The organism is Bradyrhizobium sp. FW305-F6 (genome assembly GCF_058782905.1).
On the sequence record NZ_JBYSYD010000003.1, the window covers coordinates 768,666 to 784,437 of the forward strand.

Below are 15,772 nucleotides of genomic sequence, written 5' to 3' on the forward strand. Positions count from 1 at the left end.
GGCCTTCGCGTAACTTGCGCTGCGGGAGCGGGGGACTATAAGGGGCACGCAGTCCGGTTCAAGCCTGGTTTTTGCCTGTGATGACGACGATTTCCGCCCCGTCCGAGCCGCATCGCGCCGTACGCGTGTGGCTGATCGCCGTTGCCGCGTTGATCGCGCTGATGGTGCTGGTCGGTGGCGCGACGCGGCTGACGGAATCCGGCCTTTCGATCGTGGAATGGAAGCCGGTCACCGGCAGTGTTCCGCCGCTCACCGAGGCGCAGTGGACCGAGGCGTTCGAGGCCTACAAGAAGATCCCGCAATATCGCGAGCTCAATGCGGGCATGAGCCTGTCCGAGTTCAAGGAGATCTTCTGGTGGGAATGGAGCCACCGGCTGCTGGGCCGCTTCATCGGCGCTGCGTATCTGTTGCCGTTCCTGTTCTTTCTGTGGCGCGGTGGCCTCTCCGGTGAGCTGAAGCGACGACTGTGGCTATTGTTCGCGCTGGGCGGGCTCCAGGGCGCGGTCGGCTGGTGGATGGTGGCTTCGGGCCTGACGGAACGCACCGAGGTCTCGCAATATCGGCTGGCGACGCATCTGGTGCTGGCGCTCGTGATCTTCGCCGGCATCGTCTGGACCGTGCGGCGCCTCAAGGAGCGGCCGCAGATCGCAGTGCCTGGACGGCTGCGGTTGACCAGCGCGCTGCTCCTCGCCGTGACCTTCGTGCAGATCTATTTCGGCGCGCTGGTTGCGGGCCTGCGCGCCGGGCGTGCCTACAACACCTGGCCCGAGATCGACGGCGCTTTCATCCCGTCCGCCGAGCGGCTGTGGTTCGAGACGCCGTGGTGGCGTAACATGTTCGACAACGTGCTGACGGTGCAGTTCGAGCATCGCATGATGGCCTACGCGCTGTTCGCGCTGGCGGCGCTGCATGCGATCGACGCGGTGCGTTCGCGCGCAGGAGCGGCGGCGAGCGGCGCGCTGTGGTTGTTTGCGGCGGTGAGCGTGCAGGCGGTTCTCGGCATCCTCACGCTGCTCAACCAGGTGCCGATCGGCCTTGCGCTCGCGCATCAGGCGGTCGCAATCGTGGTGCTGACGCTCGCGGTGATGCAGGTGGATCGGCTTGCAGCGCGGCAACCTGCGGAAGCGCAGCCGCGCGCGGTCCCTATGGGTCAGCCCGGCTGATCACCATCAGCCCGGCTGATCAGCAATAGCCGTAGACGCCGCACGCATAGGGCAGGCGCCAGAAATAATCGACCTGCTTGCCGCCGTAATATGCGCCCTGATAGTCGTAGCTCCAGGGGCGGCCGTAATAACCGGGCAGGGTGTGCGACCCCGGTAGCAGCGGGGTGCCCGGCAGGTTGCAGATGTAGCTGCCGACACCATAGGCCGGCGAGATCAGCGCATCCGGATCGGTCTCGACATAGACCTGTGGCGGGTCTTTGGCGACAGCGCGCCGCTTCGGCGTGGCCGGCAGATCGGCAGCGAACGCGGCTGAAACCGTCAGCATTGCTGCAAGGGCAGGCATCATCCAGCGCACCATCGTCGGCTCCGAATCAAAGGGGCGATCCAAGGACGATGTATGGGGCAGATATGGTTAATGAGGATTAACGGGGTGCCGTCATTCCGGGGCGGTGCAAAGCACCGAACCCGGAGTCTCGAGATTCCCCGGTGCGCAATTGCGCGCCTGTGGTCTGATCCTTCGGACTTTCCCGGAATGACGGTGACGACTACGCCCCCAGCGCCTGCTCGAGATCCGCGATCAGGTCTTCCTTGTCCTCGATGCCGACCGACAGCCGCACCACGTCGGGGCCGGCGCCTGACTGGATCTTGGCGGCGTCGTCGAGCTGGCTGTGCGTGGTCGAGGCGGGATGGATGACGAGCGAGCGGGTGTCGCCGACATTGGCCAGATGCGAGAACAATTGCAGCTTTGACACCAGGTTGACCCCGGCGTCGTAACCGCCCTTCAGGCTGAAGGTGAACACCGCGCCCGCGCCCTTTGGCGCATATTTGCGCGCGAGCTGGTTGTATTTGTCGCTCGGCAGGCCGGCATAGCTCACCGAGGCCACAGCCGGATGGCCGGCGAGGAATTCGGCCACCGCTTTGGCATTGTCGCAGTGCTTCTGCATGCGCAGCGGCAGCGTCTCGATTCCCGTGAGGATCATGAAGGCATTGAACGGCGACAGCGCCGGGCCGAGATCGCGCAGGCCGAGCACCCGGCAGGCAATCGCGAAGGCGAAATTGCCGAAGGTCTCCTGCAGGCGGATGCCGTGATATTCGGGGCGCGGCTCCGACAGCATCGGATACTTGCCGCCCGTGGACCAGTCGAAGGTGCCGGCATCGACGATGATGCCGCCGAGCGAATTGCCGTGGCCGCCGAGGAATTTCGTCAGGGAGTGCACGACGATATCGGCACCGTGGTCGATCGGGCGGATCAGGTAGGGCGAGGCGAGCGTGTTGTCGACGATCAGCGGCACGCCCGCCTTGCGCGCCACCGTCGAGATCGCCTCGATGTCGGTGATGCTGCCGGCGGGATTGGCGATGGACTCGATGAAGATGGCTTTGGTGCGCGGCGTCACCGCGCGTTCGAAGCTTGCGATGTCATCGGGATCGGCCCACACCACGTTCCAGCCGAAGCTCTTGAACGCATGCGTGAACTGGTTGATCGAGCCGCCATAGAGTTTTCGCGCGGCGATGAACTCGTCGCCGGGCTGGAGCAATTGCTGCAGCACCACGACCTGCGCGGCGTGGCCCGAGGCGACCGCGAGCGCGGCGGTGCCGCCTTCGAGCGCGGCGACGCGCTCTTCCAGCACCGCATTGGTCGGATTGCCGATGCGGGTATAGATGTTGCCGAACGCCTGCAGGCCGAACAGCGATGCGGCGTGGTCGGCATCGTTGAAGACGAAGGACGTCGTCTGGTAGATCGGAGTTGCGCGCGCGCCGGTGGTTGGGTCGGGCTGTGCACCGGCATGCACGGCAAGCGTCGAGAATCCCGGAAGACGATCGCTCATTTGGGCGTCCTGTTCTTGTGGTCTGAAATCGCGCGGCATGCTGATCGGCGCCGCGGCCGCCGTCAAGGCGCGGTTTCACATCGCAATGATCGTGCTACGCATTGTCGCGTCGCGAGAAGAACCTTCGCAATTGCGTCAGTTTTGCTCGCTCTTGTTCTTCGCAGCGCGATCAGATGCGGTGGTGGTGCCGCCGCCGACGCTCATCCGATTGAGGGACAGCCGCATGCCCTGCGTCGGTGCCGGCGCGCGCTTGGAACTCAGAGTACGTGAATTGACGCCCATCCAGGATATCTCGGATGACAGGCGCCCGTATTCGATCTTGGGGCAGCGGTTCATCACCACCTTGATGCCAACCGATTCCGCCCTCGCAGCCGCGGCGTCGTCGCGCGCGCCGAGCTGCATCCAGATCACCTTCGGCAGCGGGTTGAGCGTGAGCGCCTCCTCGACCACGGGCATGATGTGGCTGGAATTGCGGAAGATGTCGATCATGTCGACGGGACGACCGATATCGGAGAGCGAGGCGATGAACGGCTTGCCGAGCAGCTCCTTGCCGACATGGCCGGGATTGACCGGGATCATGTCGTAGCCGCGCTGAGCCAGATATTTGAACGCGAAATAGCTCGGCCGCACATTGACCGGCGAGGCGCCGACCATCGCGATCGACTTCACGCCATTGAGGATGCCGCGGATGTAATTGTCGGGATAGGCGTCGTGGTTCATCATTTTCTTTCTCCGACCCTCACGGTGAGGAGCGCGGAACGCGCGTCTCGAACCATGAAGCGGCAGCCGGGCCTCTATCCTTCGAGACGCCGCCTTCCGCGGCTCCTCAGGATGAGGAGTTGACTATTCATCCCGCCATGTCGGCGTGCGCTTCTCGATGAAGGCGCCGATGCCTTCCTCGGCGTCACGCGCCATCATGTTCTCGGTCATCACCTCTGCGGTGTAGCGATAGGCGTCCGCAAGGCTCATCTCGGCCTGGCGATAGAACGCTTCCTTGCCGAGCTTGATCGTGTAGGCTGATTTCAACGCGACCTTCTGCGCCAGCGCAATCGCGGCGTCGCGCTCGGTGCCGGCGGGAACGGTGCGATTGACCAGCCCGATCTCGCGGGCGCGCGCGGCCGGAATCGGCTCGCCCGTCAGCAGCATCTCCATCGCCTGCTTGCGCGGCACGTTGCGCGACAGCGCCACCATGGGCGTTGAGCAGAACAGGCCGATATCGACGCCGGGCGTCGCAAAGCTTGCTGCCTCGGAGGCGATCGCGAGATCGCAGCTCGCAACCAGCTGGCAACCGGCTGCGGTCGCGATACCCTGGACCGCGGCGACCACCGGCTTCGGCAGGTGCACGATCGCCTGCATCATCGCGCTGCAGGCATTCATCATCTCGGCGAAGAAGGCGCGGCCGCGATCCGGGTCCGTGCGGCGCGCCGTGAGTTCTTTCATGTCGTGGCCGGCGGAGAAGGCGGGGCCGTTGGCGGTGATCACGACGCCGCGGACGGTCTTGTCGCCGCGGATCCTGTCGAGCTCCGCATGCAGGCGCGCGATCATCGCGGCTGACAGGCTGTTACGCGCGGCCGGGCGGTTCAGCGTCAGGATGGCGATGGAACCCGCCGTCTCGCTCAGCAGGATCGGCAGTTGCGGGGAGGGGGCGCGCGCAGCGGTGACGGACATTGACGCGATTTCCGCTAAATGATTGCAGTTGGATGACACCCATAACTTAATGTAACAGGGCAAGTGAAGCGAGGGTAGGAACAGCATGGCGTCAGCGAAAATGAGTGTGGCGGAGGTCGAGCGGTTCCTTCGTCACGAGTTTCCCCAGGCCTTCAGCGGCGACGACATCACGATCGAGAGCGCCGACGGCCAGACCTGCCTTTTGCGCCAGCGCTACAGCGAAAAGATGCTTCGGCCGGGCGGCACCGTGTCCGGCCCGACACTGATGGCGCTGGCCGATTTCGCGATGTACGTGGTGCTGCTGTCCGCGATCGGGCCGGTGGGCCTCGCCGTGACCACCAATCTCAACATCAACTTCTTGCGCAAGGGCCAGCCTGGGCAGGACGTGCTGGCCGAGGCGCGGCTGCTCAAGCTCGGCAAGCGGCTGGCAGTCGGGGAAGTGAAGCTGCTGTCCGGGACCTCCCCCGATCCGATCGCTCATGTCACCTCGACCTATTCCATTCCAAATGTTTGAGCTTTTTGCGGGTAATATAACACCGTAATTGTAAGCAATTGATTTCACGAATGTAATTTATGCCCGTGGGCATTGACCGTAGCGCGTCTCTTCTCTAGAAACCCGCGCAGTCCGGTGCGGTGTTCGCGCCGATATCTCCCGTCCACGGAAACTCCGATATGAAAACCTTTTCGGCAAAGCCGGCTGAGGTGACGAAGAAGTGGGTGCTGATCGACGCCAAGGGTCTGGTCGTCGGCCGCCTCGCCACCATCGTCGCCATGCGCCTGCGCGGCAAGCACCTCCCGACCTACACCCCGCACGTTGATTGCGGCGACAACGTCATCATCATCAATGCGCAGCATGCGGTTCTCACCGGCCGCAAGCGCGAGCAGAAGACCTATTACAAGCACACCGGTTACGTCGGCCACGTCAAGGAGCGCACCGCGCGCCAGATCCTCGAAGGCAAGCATCCCGAGCGTGTGCTCGAGAAGGCCGTCGAGCGCATGATCCCGCGTGGTCCGCTCGGTCGCGTCCAGATGGGCAACCTCCGAGTCTATGGCGGGGCCGATCATCCGCACGAGGCGCAGCAGCCCGAGAAGATCGATATCGCCAAGTTGAACCGCAAGAACACGAGGGCCGCATAACATGGCCGAATCCATCCAGTCGCTCGACCAGCTCTCGCAGCTCAAGACCGCGGTCGCCCCCGAGGCACCCAAGCACGAGAAGAAGGTCGACAAGTTCAATCGCGCTTATGCCACCGGCAAGCGCAAGGACGCGGTCGCCCGCGTCTGGATCAAGCCGGGCGCCGGCAAGGTCACCGTCAACTCGCGCGAGGTCGAGGTTTATTTCGCCCGTCCCGTGCTGCGCATGATGATCGAGCAGCCGTTCTCGGTCGCCCAGCGTTCGGGCCAGTACGACGTGATTTGCACCGTTGCCGGCGGCGGCCTGTCCGGCCAGGCCGGCGCGGTCCGTCACGGCATCTCCAAGGCGCTCACCTATTTCGAGCCGGAGCTGCGCGGCGTGCTCAAGAAGGGCGGCTTCCTGACCCGCGACTCCCGCGTGGTCGAGCGCAAGAAGTACGGCAAGGCCAAGGCCCGCCGGTCCTTCCAGTTCTCGAAGCGTTAATCGCTTTCGTCGCATTCGCCGCGAAAGCGGCTTCAATGAGATGCAAAAGGGCGCTGATTTCAGCGCCCTTTTTGCTGTTCGTTTGTATGCAAATTGGTGGCGTGTTTCCTGAAAACTTGGGCGTCCGTGAAAACCTGAATAGAACTCGCCGGACCTAGCGTCGCCTTTCGGAAGGGCGCGCAAATCGGATGTGCCGATCGCGTAGCTGCTATGTTTCAGAGGGGGCCGACATGATGTCGCTCGATAGCATCACGCTCTATTTGGTCGCCACCATGGTCGCCGCACTGCTCGGCGCCATGATGGTGTTTTTCGGCAAGCAGGAGAACAGCCCGGCGCTGAAATGGTGGGGGACCGCCTATCTCCTCGGCGCCGCCTCCGTCGCGCTGTGGACGGCGGCGGGCGAGGGCCTCGGCCCGCACATCTACCTTGCGCTGAATGCCGTCGGCTTCGTTGCCTGCGGCATGGTGTGGAACGCGGCGCGCGTCTTCCACGGCCGCAAGCCGAACTGGCCCGGCCTCGTGCTCGGCGCGCTGGCCTGGGTCGCTGCCGCGACGCTGCTCGACCCCGCTGCATCCATGCTGCGTATGCTCGTCGGTGCAGGCATCGTCTCGGTATATGCAGCGTTGACCGCAAGTGAGCTCTGGGTCGAGCGGCGCAAGAGCCTGCAACGGCGCTGGCCGGCGATCGTGGTGCCGGTGATGCACGGTTGCGTGCTGATGCTGCCGATCGTGCTCGGCAGCTTCCTGCGTCCGCACGATGCCGGCTTCTCCCAGAGCATCTGGGTGACCGTGTTCGCGGTCGAGCTCATCCTCTACGCCGTCGGCACCGTGTTCGTCATCTTCATGCTTGTGTCCGAACGCACGGTGACCGCGCACCGGACCGCCGCATCCACCGATCCCCTGACCGGCATGCTCAACCGCCGCGGCTTCTCGGAGGCCTGCGCGCGCGTGATCGAGCGCGAGGCCAAGGCCGGCCGTCCCGTGACCGTGATGATCTTCGACATCGACCACTTCAAGTCGATCAATGACCGCTTCGGTCATCCCGCCGGCGACGAGATGCTGAAGCTGTTCTCAACCGTGGTGGTCAGCAGTTTACGCATCACCGACCTCTCGGGCCGCATCGGCGGCGAGGAGTTTGCCGCGCTGTTGCCGTGCTCGCTGGAGGAGGGCGTGCTGGTTGCCGAGCGCGTGCGCGAGGCCTTCGAGACCTCAGGCGTCGTGGTCGACGAAGGCCCGGTCGACACCACCGTCAGCATCGGCGTCGCTGGTGGCCCGGCCGGCACCGAACTCGAGGTGCTGCTGGCCTCGGCCGACACCGCGCTCTACCAGGCCAAGCGCGGCGGCCGCAACCGCGTCGAAGCCGCCGAGGAACTGCCGCTGTCGCTGGAGAACTGGCGCCGCCAGACCGCGGCGCGCGCGCCGTCGCCACGGCCGGCCACGGCATGAGCAGAAAAAGGCGCCGTTCCGGCGCCTTTTTCTTTTCTGCCGGCTGCGCTACAGACGCTCATCGAACAAAAAAGGGTGGAAACCGATGATCACCGAGATCGCGCAGATCGACGTCAAGCCGGGCAACGAGAAGGACTTCGAGGCGGCCGTCGCCAAGGCCAAGGCCGCCTTCGGGCGCTCCAAGGGCTTTCACAGCTTCGAGCTGCACAAGTCGATCGAGAAGCCGCAGCGCTACCGCCTGATGGTGAAATGGGCGACGCTGGAAAACCACACCGTCGACTTCCGCGGCTCGGAAAATTTCACGGAATGGCGTGGCCTTGTCGGGCAGTATTTTGCTGCGCCTCCGGAGGTCGAGCACACCGAGATCGTTCTGACGACCTGAGCGGAGTCAGGCCGCCTCGGCGCGGGCGGGCGCCTCATAGGTCTTGAAGTGGTCGATCATGACCTTGGCGATGGCGACCAGCGGCAGCGCCAGCGCGAGGCCCCAGATGCCGAATACGACGCCGAGCAAGATCTGGAACGCGAACAGCGTGGCCGGCGGGATGTCGAGCGCCTGCCGCTGCAGGATCGGCGTCAGCACGTAGCTCTCCATCGCGTGCACGCCCATGAAGAGCAGAAAGGCCGACAGCGCCGCGATCCAGCCCGAAGCAAGGCTCGCCAGCACCACGACGACGCCGGCGATGATAGCGCCGACGGTCGGGATGAAGGCGAGCAGGCCCGCCTGGATTCCCAGAATGAATGCGCTGGGAATGCCGATGATCGCAAGTCCGATCCAGGTCACGACGCCGACCGCGACCATGACAATGATCTGGGCGATCAGCCAGCGCTCCAGCGTCTCGGCGATACGGTCGATCACGACGGCGACACGGGTACGGTGCCTCGCCGGTGCGAGGAACAGCAGGCCGTCATGATAGACGGCGGGCTGGGCCGCGAAGGCGAGGCCCAGGAACAGCACGATGAAGATGTTGCCGACGCCATGAATTGTGCCGACCAACAGCTTGAGGGTCTGGCTCACGATCGCTCCGCCGCTGGAGGCGAGCGCCCCGGCGCTGGGCAAGGGAGTGCGCGATGGCGCCGGCGGCGCGGGTGTCGCCTCCGACGCTGCGTCGGCAGAGGCATCCGACGCAGCGCTGCCGAAATCGAAGAAGCTGGTGTCGATGCCGTGGTTCTCGAGCATCGACCGGACATTGGCGATCTGCGACTTGATGGTCTTGCTCAGCAGCGAAGCCTGTTCGGCGATGGTGGCGCCGCCGAGATAGGCGATCCCTGCGAGAAGCAAAGCGAGCGCGACGCAGACGATTCCGAGCCGGACCGTGTGGGGCAGGTGAACCCGGCGACCGAGCGCATTGACCAGGGCGGTGAGACCGAGGCCGAGCAGCATGCCGGTGAAGATCAACAGCAGGGTGGCCGCAAAATACCAGGTAAAGGCGAGCAGCGCGGTGAACAGCACGACGCCGATGCCCCCGACCGCGATCGCCCAGGCCTGATCCCGGGCGAGGTCACCGCGGGTCGGGGGGCGTTCATCTCTGAGAATCGTCACGTCGTGTCCTTTCGCGCGGGCCTGCGTCCGGCACTCTTTCCACAAACGCGCTTCCGATCAAGAGCGGCAACGGGCCGGTTTGACGCTGCCGCGCGAACGGTGCAGAGCGGTGAGGTTGGAAGGATGCGAGCGCTTGGGTTTCATCAGCAAATGGGCAGGTCTGCTCGGGCTTCTGGCTTTGATCGTGGGCGGCGACCAGATCCGGATCAACCGGCCGGACCACAAATATCGCCTGACGGTCGAAGTCACGACGCCTGACGGTATCAAGACCGGGTCGGGCGTTCTCGCGGTCGTGCCCGATCGCAATTATAACCGCAGCGGCCGCACCACGATGCGCGGGGAGGCTGTGTTCGTCGACCTCGGCCGAGGCAAGAACCTCGTGGCCTTGCTGGCGCACCAGCAAGGCGACAAGCTTGACCTCGACGACATCAACTATTTGGCGCTCCGCGCCTACAGCGCCGCACGCGGCAGCCGCGTGTCGTTCAAGGACATGAGCCGGCAGACCGGAATCGTCCCGGTGCAGGGGGAGTTGATTCCCGTGCTCGTGAGCTTCGGTGATCTCAAGGACCCCGCGAGCGCGCGCCTCGTCGACAGCGGCCACTCAGAGGTTGTCCTCGGCGACGGCTACGCGATCCGCGGTTTCTCCGCCGAGGTCGTGCCCAATGGATTCTGGCCGATCGATTTCGGGGGGCCTCTTGGAGAACCCGTGACGCGCGGACTCCACTCGAAGCTGTCCTGGCTGGCCCGGCCGGACGCCCCTGCGGCGATCGCCCTGCAGGCTGCTGGGCTGCCGGCGGTGGAGCCGGCCGCGGCCCGGGAAGCCTTTGCGCGAAAATAGCATTGCCGTCCCGCAATCCCCTCTGTTGAATTTGTTCCATCCGAGGGGCATGTTCGGAGAATCTTCGTATCGGGAGGCTCGGAACGACAGATGAGAAAGCCGGTCGTCGGCGTGATCGGGAATTGCCATCGCGTCGAAAATCGATTTCAGGTCCAGATGGTCGGCGAGCGAAACCTGCGCGCCGTGGCCGAAGTCTCCGGCGGCTTGCCGCTGATGTTCGCGGGCGCCCCTGACATCACCGATATCGCGGCGCTGCTTGATACCGTGGACGGCATCATCCTCACCGGGGCCCGGGCCAACGTGCATCCGACCCGCTTCAACGTCGATCCCTGCGAGAAGCACGAACCCTACGACATCCACCGCGACGAAGTGGCGCTTGCGCTCTCGGTGGCGTGCGTCGCCCGCGGCATTCCGCTGTTCGGCATCTGCCGCGGCCTCCAGGAGATGAACGTCGCCTTCGGCGGCTCCCTGCATCCCGAGATCCGCGAGATTCCCGGCCGCATGAACCACCGCATGCCCCGGCTCGAGAACGGCGAGATCCATCCCGATCCGACCGTGGTGTTCGCCGACCGTCACGACGTCGACCTGACGCCGGGCGGCGCGTTCGCGAAGATTTTGGGCTGCGAGAAGATCCGGGTCAATTCGCTGCACGGCCAGGGCATCCTTGAGCCCGGCAAGCGCGTGCTGATCGAGGGCATCGCCGAGGACGGTACCATCGAGGCGATTCGCATCTCCGAAGCGCCGACCTTCGCGCTCGGGGTGCAATGGCATGCGGAGTACGATCCGCAGCACAATCCCATCAACCGCAAGCTGTTCGAGGCCTTCGGCGAAGCCTTGGTCATGCGGCAGAAGGCGGCGGCGTAGGGCACGGTCCTGTCCCGGACCAGCTGCAACGCGGGAGCGTTGCGGCGCAGAAACGGGAATCCACTGCCACGTTGCGTACTCGGCTTGGACTGGTAGGGCGGATTAGCCGAAGGCGTAATCCGCCATCTTTACTTCATGGGGCAGCTGCAATGCCGAACTACCGCCGTGCATTTGTTCCAGGTGGCTGCTGGTTCTTCACGGTCAATCTTCATGATCGTAGGCAGCGGCTGCTCGTCGAGCACATCGCGCCGCTGCGCGCAGCCGTTGCAGCGACCCGGCGGGACTATTCGTTCACTATCGATGCGTTTGTCGTTCTTCCGGACCGCCTTCATGCGGTCTGGACGCTTCCCGGCGGCGATGCCGACTTTTCGATCCGGTGGAGATTGATCAAAACGCGCTTCGCGAAGTCCCTGCCGAAGACAGAGTCTTTAACCCCTGTAAAGATCGCAAGACGGGAGCGTGGCGTATGGCAGATCCGGTTCTGGGAGCACCTCATCCGCGACGAAACCGACTACGCACGCCATGTCGAGTATTGCTACATCAACCCAGTCAAGCACGGATATGTGACCCGCGTGTCGGATTGGCCGCATTCGTCATTTCACCGAGATGTCGAGGCCGGACTGTTTCCGGCGGATTGGGCGGGAGATAGCAACGCGGATGGTAACTTTGGCGAACGTGCGTGAGCGTCGCACGCAGTCGGCGGATTACGCCTTCGGCTAATCCGCCCTACGAGGACTCGCTGTACAAGATGCATCCCAAGTTTCCGGCGGAATAAACCAATCAGTAGGAATTGGTCGCTCCGATTTTTACGGCTCTGATTTGTTCTTTGAGAACGAAGTGGAGTCAGATGCGGAACGAAAGCGGATAGCGCGCAGCGCACTCTCTCGCCGTCATCTCGAACGCAGGCGCCTTCCGGCCCAATCGCCGAGCTTCAGCCAAGTCGGCGCGATCGGAACGTGCAGCCCGAGAAACGAAAAGGCGCCTCCTTTCGGAAGCGCCTTTTGCTTGTCGCAGACAGTTCGGGCCGATCAGCCCGAATAGTACATCTCGAACTCGACCGGATGCGGGGTCATCTCGAAACGGGCGACTTCGGTCATCTTCAGCTCGATGTAAGCGTCGATGAAGTCGTCGTCGAACACGCCGCCGGCCTTGAGGAAGGCGCGGTCCTTGTCGAGGTTTTCCAGCGCCTCGCGAAGCGAGCCGCACACCGTCGGGATCTGCTTCAGCTCTTCCTTCGGCAGGTCGTAGAGGTCCTTGTCCATCGCCGGACCCGGATCGATCTTGTTCTTGATGCCGTCGAGGCCGGCCATCAGCATCGCGGCGAAGCCGAGATAGGGATTGGCCATCGGATCGGGGAAGCGCACCTCGACGCGCTTGGCCTTCGGCGAAGCGGTGTAGGGGATGCGGCAGGAGGCCGAGCGATTGCGCGCGGAGTAGGCGAGCAGCACGGGAGCCTCGTAGCCCGGGACCAGGCGCTTGTAGGAGTTGGTCGACGGGTTGGTGAAGGCGTTGATCGCCTTGGCGTGCTTGATGATGCCGCCGATGTAGTGCAGGCAGGTCTCCGACAGGTCGGCATATTTGTTGCCGGCGAACACCGGCTTGCCTTCCTTCCAGATCGACTGGTGCACGTGCATGCCCGAGCCGTTGTCGCCATAGATCGGCTTCGGCATGAAGGTGGCGGTCTTGCCGTAGATGTGCGCGACCTGGTGGATGCAGTACTTGTAGATCTGCATGTGGTCTGCCATCAGCGTCAGCGTGTCGAACTTCATGCCGAGCTCGTGCTGGGCGGAGGCGACCTCGTGGTGATGCTTCTCGACCTTGACGCCCATCTTGGCCATGGCCCCGAGCATTTCCGAGCGCATGTCCTGCACCGAGTCCTGCGGCGGCACCGGGAAGTAGCCGCCCTTGGTGCGGATGCGATGGCCGAGATTGCCGCCCTCATATTCGGTGTCGGAGTTGGTCGGCAGCTCCGAGGAGTCGAGGCGGAAACCGGTCTTGTAGGGGTCGGCCGAATAGCGCACGTCGTCGAACACGAAGAACTCGGCCTCGGGGCCGACGAACACGGCATCGCCGACGCCCATCGACTTCACCATGGCCTCGGCCTTCTTGGCGATGCCGCGGGGATCGCGGTTGTAGGGCTCGCCCGTGGTCGGCTCGAGCACGTCGCAGGTGATGACCATGGTGGTCTCGGCGAAGAACGGATCGATCGTCGCGGTCACCGGATCAGGCATCAGGCACATGTCGGACTCGTTGATCGCCTTCCAGCCGGCGATCGAAGAGCCGTCGAACATCGTTCCTTCGGCGAAGATGTCTTCATCGATCATGCTGACGTCGAACGTCACATGCTGCCACTTGCCGCGCGGATCGGTGAAGCGCAGGTCGACGTACTTGACGTCGTTGTCCTTGATCGATTTCAGGACGTCTTTGGCGGTCTTCATGCATACCCCTTTTGGCTCTGCGGGTCGGTTTCCAGATGAGCAAAATTATTCTCGCTCGAGCGAGTTTTGCGCGACCGCACAAACGAAATCAGGCCGCCGAAGCAGCCTTCTTTCTAGTCGGAGTGTCGCAAAATGCGGGATAGCACCCGGCTCAGATAGCGTCCAGCCCGGATTCGCCGGTTCGGATGCGGATCGCCTCTTCGATATTGGAGACGAAGATCTTGCCGTCACCGATGCGGCCGGTTTGCGCGGCGCGGCGGATCGCATCGATGGCGCGCTCGACCAGATCGTCGCCGATCACGATCTCGATTTTTACCTTCGGCAGGAAGTCGACGATGTATTCTGCGCCGCGGTAGAGTTCGGCGTGGCCCTTCTGCCGGCCAAAGCCCTTGGCCTCGGTCACGGTGATGCCCTGAAGGCCGACCTCCTGCAGCGCTTCCTTCACCTCGTCGAGCTTAAATGGCTTGATGATGGCTTCGATTTTCTTCACTGCGCGACTCCCGGCCTCTCGATCAAATGGCAACGTCTTCGTCAGGATGCGCATTTCTCAACGCACGATCTTGTCTTCTCTAAGCCGGACCCTGACCAGCCCGGCAACGACGGCCGGCCCCACCATCTAAGATGCCAGTGAGCACGACGAACCGAAGCGGCTTCCTCGAAAGCAGGGTCTATGCCAAGTTGCAAATGCCCTGATTATTGGAGCGTTATCAGCCTTCTAACGAGCATCTCTGAGTAGGACCGCCGATCTGCTCAAAATACCGAAGACTGTGAAATAGGCAAACGGTTCAATATGTGTGCAGTTGGCTGTTCCTATCGTTGGATCGGCCCGAAAGATGCCTGTTGAAGAGGCGTTTGTACTAGGAAGAGGCATGGAAGTTCTAACCAACGCCGAAATGCAGCGCGCCGACCAGCTTTCGATCGCGGCCGGCACGCCCGGTTTCAAGCTGATGCTCAGCGCCGGCCAGGCAGTCGCTGCGGCTGCCCAGGCGCTGGTGGAGGAGGGACCGATCCTGATCGTGGCGGGTCCCGGGAACAATGGCGGCGACGGCTTCGTCGCCGCCGCCGAGCTCGCCGCCCAGGGGCGGGAGGTCTCGGTGATCCTGATGTGTGAGCGCGACCAGCTCCAGGGCGATGCCGCCTCCGCCGCGCGTGGCTGGAAGCACCCGGTGCTTCCGTTCAATCCGCAAGCGATCGGCAAGCCGGCGCTGATCATCGATGCGTTGTTCGGCGCCGGCCTCAGCCGCATCGTGGAGGACGAGGCACGCGAGATGATCGAGGCGATCAACGCCAATGGTGCTCCGGTGCTCGCCGTCGACCTGCCGAGCGGCATCAACGGCACCAGCGCGGCCATGATGGGGACGGCGGTGAACGCTACCGAAACCGTCACCTTCTTCCGCAAGAAGCCGGCGCATCTGCTCTTGCCCGGGCGCATGCATTGCGGCCGCGTGCGCGTTGCCGACATCGGCATCGATGCGCAGGTGCTGGAGGAGATCGCGCCGCAGACCTTCGAGAACGACCCGGATCTCTGGGGCGCGGCCTTTCCGGTGCCGCGCATCGACGGCCACAAATACGCGCGGGGTCACGTGCTGGCGGTTTCCGGCGACATAGCCGCGACCGGCGCTGCACGGCTCGCCGCGCGGGCAGCGCTGCGCGCCGGTGCGGGCCTTGTGACGCTGGCGAGCCCGCGCGATGCGCTCGCGATCAATGCGGGCGCGCTGACTGCGGTGATGGTTCGCCCCGTCGACACCGCGATCGAGTTCGGCGAGCTGCTCGGCGACAAGCGTTACAACACCTGCATCATCGGCCCCGGCGCTGGCATCGGTGAGCGCACATGCGATCTGGTTCACACCGCGCTCACCGCGCAGCGCCATCTGGTGCTGGACGCGGATGCGCTGACGAGCTTTGCCGCAACCCCCGAGGCCCTGTTCGAGTCGATCAAGTCCTCGCAGGACAATGCGGTGGTGCTGACCCCGCACGAAGGCGAGTTTCCACGCCTGTTCTCCGACCTCAGCAACAAGCATCCCGGCCGTTCCAAGCTGGAGCGGGTGCGCGCCGCCGCCGAGCGCTGCGGCGCAGTCGTGCTGCTGAAGGGCCCGGACACCACGATCGCTGCCCCCGACGGCCGCGCCACCATCGCCGCCAACGCGCCGCCCTGGCTCGCCACCGCAGGCGCCGGGGACGTGCTGTCCGGCATCATCGCGGGGCTGTTGGCGCAGGGCGTCCCGGCGTTCGAAGCCGCCAGCATCGGCGTCTGGATGCACGGGGAGGCGGCGAGCGAAGCCGGGCCGGGTCTGATCGCGGAGGATCTGACCGAGACGCTGCCGGCAGTGCATCGGCGAATTTATGACGCGCTGGGCATCGAATACTGAACC

At 64.2% G+C, this 15,772-nt stretch carries 17 protein-coding genes; 10 read left to right on the forward strand and 7 right to left on the reverse strand.

Translation table 11 applies throughout. The annotated features are described in order from the left end of the window. Positions 1-80: 80 nt before the first annotated feature. On the forward strand, positions 81-1,163 hold the full coding sequence (locus AC3WLX_RS24025) for a COX15/CtaA family protein (protein ID WP_492337829.1): 1,083 nt from the start codon (positions 81-83) through the stop codon (positions 1,161-1,163). Between the two features lie 19 nt (positions 1,164-1,182). On the opposite strand, the gene AC3WLX_RS24030 is transcribed toward AC3WLX_RS24025, so the two are convergent. The 4 genes from AC3WLX_RS24030 to AC3WLX_RS24045 all read right to left on the reverse strand — a co-directional run bounded on the left by AC3WLX_RS24030 (position 1,183) and on the right by AC3WLX_RS24045 (position 4,657). Then, entirely contained in the window at positions 1,183-1,521 is a 339-nt protein-coding gene (locus AC3WLX_RS24030) for a hypothetical protein (RefSeq protein ID WP_492337830.1), read from the reverse strand. A gap of 187 nt (positions 1,522-1,708) precedes the next feature. After that, positions 1,709-2,989, reverse strand: coding sequence for an O-acetylhomoserine aminocarboxypropyltransferase (locus AC3WLX_RS24035; protein ID WP_492337831.1), 1,281 nt, complete (start codon positions 2,987-2,989; stop codon positions 1,709-1,711). Positions 2,990-3,124: 135 nt separating this feature from the next. Next, positions 3,125-3,709: a CoA-binding protein gene (locus tag AC3WLX_RS24040; protein ID WP_492337915.1), complete on the reverse strand. Its 585-nt coding sequence runs from the start codon at positions 3,707-3,709 to the stop codon at positions 3,125-3,127. 123 nt (positions 3,710-3,832) lie between these two features. Beyond that, on the reverse strand, positions 3,833-4,657 hold the full coding sequence (locus tag AC3WLX_RS24045) for an enoyl-CoA hydratase (protein ID WP_492337832.1): 825 nt from the start codon (positions 4,655-4,657) through the stop codon (positions 3,833-3,835). A gap of 85 nt (positions 4,658-4,742) precedes the next feature. Here AC3WLX_RS24045 and AC3WLX_RS24050 point away from each other — a divergent pair, with 85 nt between their 5' ends. The 5 genes from AC3WLX_RS24050 (at position 4,743) to AC3WLX_RS24070 (ending at position 8,102) form a co-directional block, all read left to right on the forward strand. After that, positions 4,743-5,171 carry a PaaI family thioesterase gene (locus AC3WLX_RS24050; RefSeq protein ID WP_291628786.1) on the forward strand — a complete coding sequence of 143 codons (429 nt, stop codon included), beginning with the start codon at positions 4,743-4,745 and terminating at the stop codon, positions 5,169-5,171. A gap of 158 nt (positions 5,172-5,329) precedes the next feature. Next, complete coding sequence (gene rplM / locus AC3WLX_RS24055) at positions 5,330-5,794, forward strand: 50S ribosomal protein L13 (RefSeq protein WP_011087726.1); 465 nt, start codon at positions 5,330-5,332, stop codon at positions 5,792-5,794. A 1-nt stretch (position 5,795) separates the two neighbouring features. Beyond that, positions 5,796-6,275, forward strand: coding sequence for a 30S ribosomal protein S9 (rpsI, locus tag AC3WLX_RS24060; RefSeq protein WP_291628791.1), 480 nt, complete (start codon positions 5,796-5,798; stop codon positions 6,273-6,275). Between the two features lie 230 nt (positions 6,276-6,505). Next, positions 6,506-7,720, forward strand: a complete 1,215-nt coding sequence (locus tag AC3WLX_RS24065) for a GGDEF domain-containing protein (protein ID WP_291628793.1) — start codon at positions 6,506-6,508, stop codon at positions 7,718-7,720. Between the two features lie 85 nt (positions 7,721-7,805). Next, positions 7,806-8,102, forward strand: coding sequence for an antibiotic biosynthesis monooxygenase family protein (locus AC3WLX_RS24070; RefSeq protein WP_492337833.1), 297 nt, complete (start codon positions 7,806-7,808; stop codon positions 8,100-8,102). Positions 8,103-8,108: 6 nt separating this feature from the next. On the opposite strand, the gene AC3WLX_RS24075 is transcribed toward AC3WLX_RS24070, so the two are convergent. Beyond that, positions 8,109-9,260 (reverse strand): AI-2E family transporter, encoded by a 1,152-nt coding sequence (locus tag AC3WLX_RS24075; RefSeq protein WP_492337834.1) that lies wholly within the window; start codon positions 9,258-9,260, stop codon positions 8,109-8,111. A 133-nt stretch (positions 9,261-9,393) separates the two neighbouring features. On the opposite strand from AC3WLX_RS24075, the gene AC3WLX_RS24080 reads away from it, so the two are divergent. The 3 genes from AC3WLX_RS24080 to AC3WLX_RS24090 all read left to right on the forward strand — a co-directional run bounded on the left by AC3WLX_RS24080 (position 9,394) and on the right by AC3WLX_RS24090 (position 11,645). Then, entirely contained in the window at positions 9,394-10,098 is a 705-nt protein-coding gene (locus AC3WLX_RS24080; RefSeq protein WP_492337835.1) for a hypothetical protein, read from the forward strand. A 90-nt stretch (positions 10,099-10,188) separates the two neighbouring features. Then, complete coding sequence (locus tag AC3WLX_RS24085) at positions 10,189-10,962, forward strand: gamma-glutamyl-gamma-aminobutyrate hydrolase family protein (RefSeq protein WP_492337836.1); 774 nt, start codon at positions 10,189-10,191, stop codon at positions 10,960-10,962. Between the two features lie 149 nt (positions 10,963-11,111). Next, positions 11,112-11,645: an REP-associated tyrosine transposase gene (locus tag AC3WLX_RS24090; protein ID WP_492337837.1), complete on the forward strand. Its 534-nt coding sequence runs from the start codon at positions 11,112-11,114 to the stop codon at positions 11,643-11,645. 345 nt (positions 11,646-11,990) lie between these two features. Here the strand turns inward: AC3WLX_RS24090 and glnA are convergent, their stop codons facing one another. Both glnA and AC3WLX_RS24100 read right to left on the reverse strand, forming a co-directional pair. Continuing rightward, complete coding sequence (glnA, locus tag AC3WLX_RS24095) at positions 11,991-13,400, reverse strand: type I glutamate--ammonia ligase (protein WP_291629680.1); 1,410 nt, start codon at positions 13,398-13,400, stop codon at positions 11,991-11,993. Between the two features lie 151 nt (positions 13,401-13,551). Next, positions 13,552-13,890, reverse strand: coding sequence for a P-II family nitrogen regulator (locus AC3WLX_RS24100; RefSeq protein ID WP_007603495.1), 339 nt, complete (start codon positions 13,888-13,890; stop codon positions 13,552-13,554). A gap of 379 nt (positions 13,891-14,269) precedes the next feature. On the opposite strand from AC3WLX_RS24100, the gene AC3WLX_RS24105 reads away from it, so the two are divergent. After that, positions 14,270-15,769 (forward strand): NAD(P)H-hydrate dehydratase, encoded by a 1,500-nt coding sequence (locus AC3WLX_RS24105; protein WP_492337838.1) that lies wholly within the window; start codon positions 14,270-14,272, stop codon positions 15,767-15,769. The last annotated feature ends 3 nt before the right edge of the window (positions 15,770-15,772 follow it).

What these genes read in the sequence shown, in the direction of transcription:
- AC3WLX_RS24025 (WP_492337829.1), top strand. Translation starts at nt 81, where the DNA reads ATGACGACGATTTCCGCCCCGTCCGAGCCGCATCGCGCCGTACGCGTG.
- AC3WLX_RS24030 (WP_492337830.1), bottom strand. Translation starts at nt 1,521, where the DNA reads ATGGTGCGCTGGATGATGCCTGCCCTTGCAGCAATGCTGACGGTTTCA.
- AC3WLX_RS24035 (WP_492337831.1), bottom strand. Translation starts at nt 2,989, where the DNA reads ATGAGCGATCGTCTTCCGGGATTCTCGACGCTTGCCGTGCATGCCGGT.
- AC3WLX_RS24040 (WP_492337915.1), bottom strand. Translation starts at nt 3,709, where the DNA reads ATGAACCACGACGCCTATCCCGACAATTACATCCGCGGCATCCTCAAT.
- AC3WLX_RS24045 (WP_492337832.1), bottom strand. Translation starts at nt 4,657, where the DNA reads ATGTCCGTCACCGCTGCGCGCGCCCCCTCCCCGCAACTGCCGATCCTG.
- AC3WLX_RS24050 (WP_291628786.1), top strand. Translation starts at nt 4,743, where the DNA reads ATGGCGTCAGCGAAAATGAGTGTGGCGGAGGTCGAGCGGTTCCTTCGT.
- rplM (WP_011087726.1), top strand. Translation starts at nt 5,330, where the DNA reads ATGAAAACCTTTTCGGCAAAGCCGGCTGAGGTGACGAAGAAGTGGGTG.
- rpsI (WP_291628791.1), top strand. Translation starts at nt 5,796, where the DNA reads ATGGCCGAATCCATCCAGTCGCTCGACCAGCTCTCGCAGCTCAAGACC.
- AC3WLX_RS24065 (WP_291628793.1), top strand. Translation starts at nt 6,506, where the DNA reads ATGATGTCGCTCGATAGCATCACGCTCTATTTGGTCGCCACCATGGTC.
- AC3WLX_RS24070 (WP_492337833.1), top strand. Translation starts at nt 7,806, where the DNA reads ATGATCACCGAGATCGCGCAGATCGACGTCAAGCCGGGCAACGAGAAG.
- AC3WLX_RS24085 (WP_492337836.1), top strand. Translation starts at nt 10,189, where the DNA reads ATGAGAAAGCCGGTCGTCGGCGTGATCGGGAATTGCCATCGCGTCGAA.
- AC3WLX_RS24090 (WP_492337837.1), top strand. Translation starts at nt 11,112, where the DNA reads ATGCCGAACTACCGCCGTGCATTTGTTCCAGGTGGCTGCTGGTTCTTC.
- glnA (WP_291629680.1), bottom strand. Translation starts at nt 13,400, where the DNA reads ATGAAGACCGCCAAAGACGTCCTGAAATCGATCAAGGACAACGACGTC.
- AC3WLX_RS24105 (WP_492337838.1), top strand. Translation starts at nt 14,270, where the DNA reads ATGGAAGTTCTAACCAACGCCGAAATGCAGCGCGCCGACCAGCTTTCG.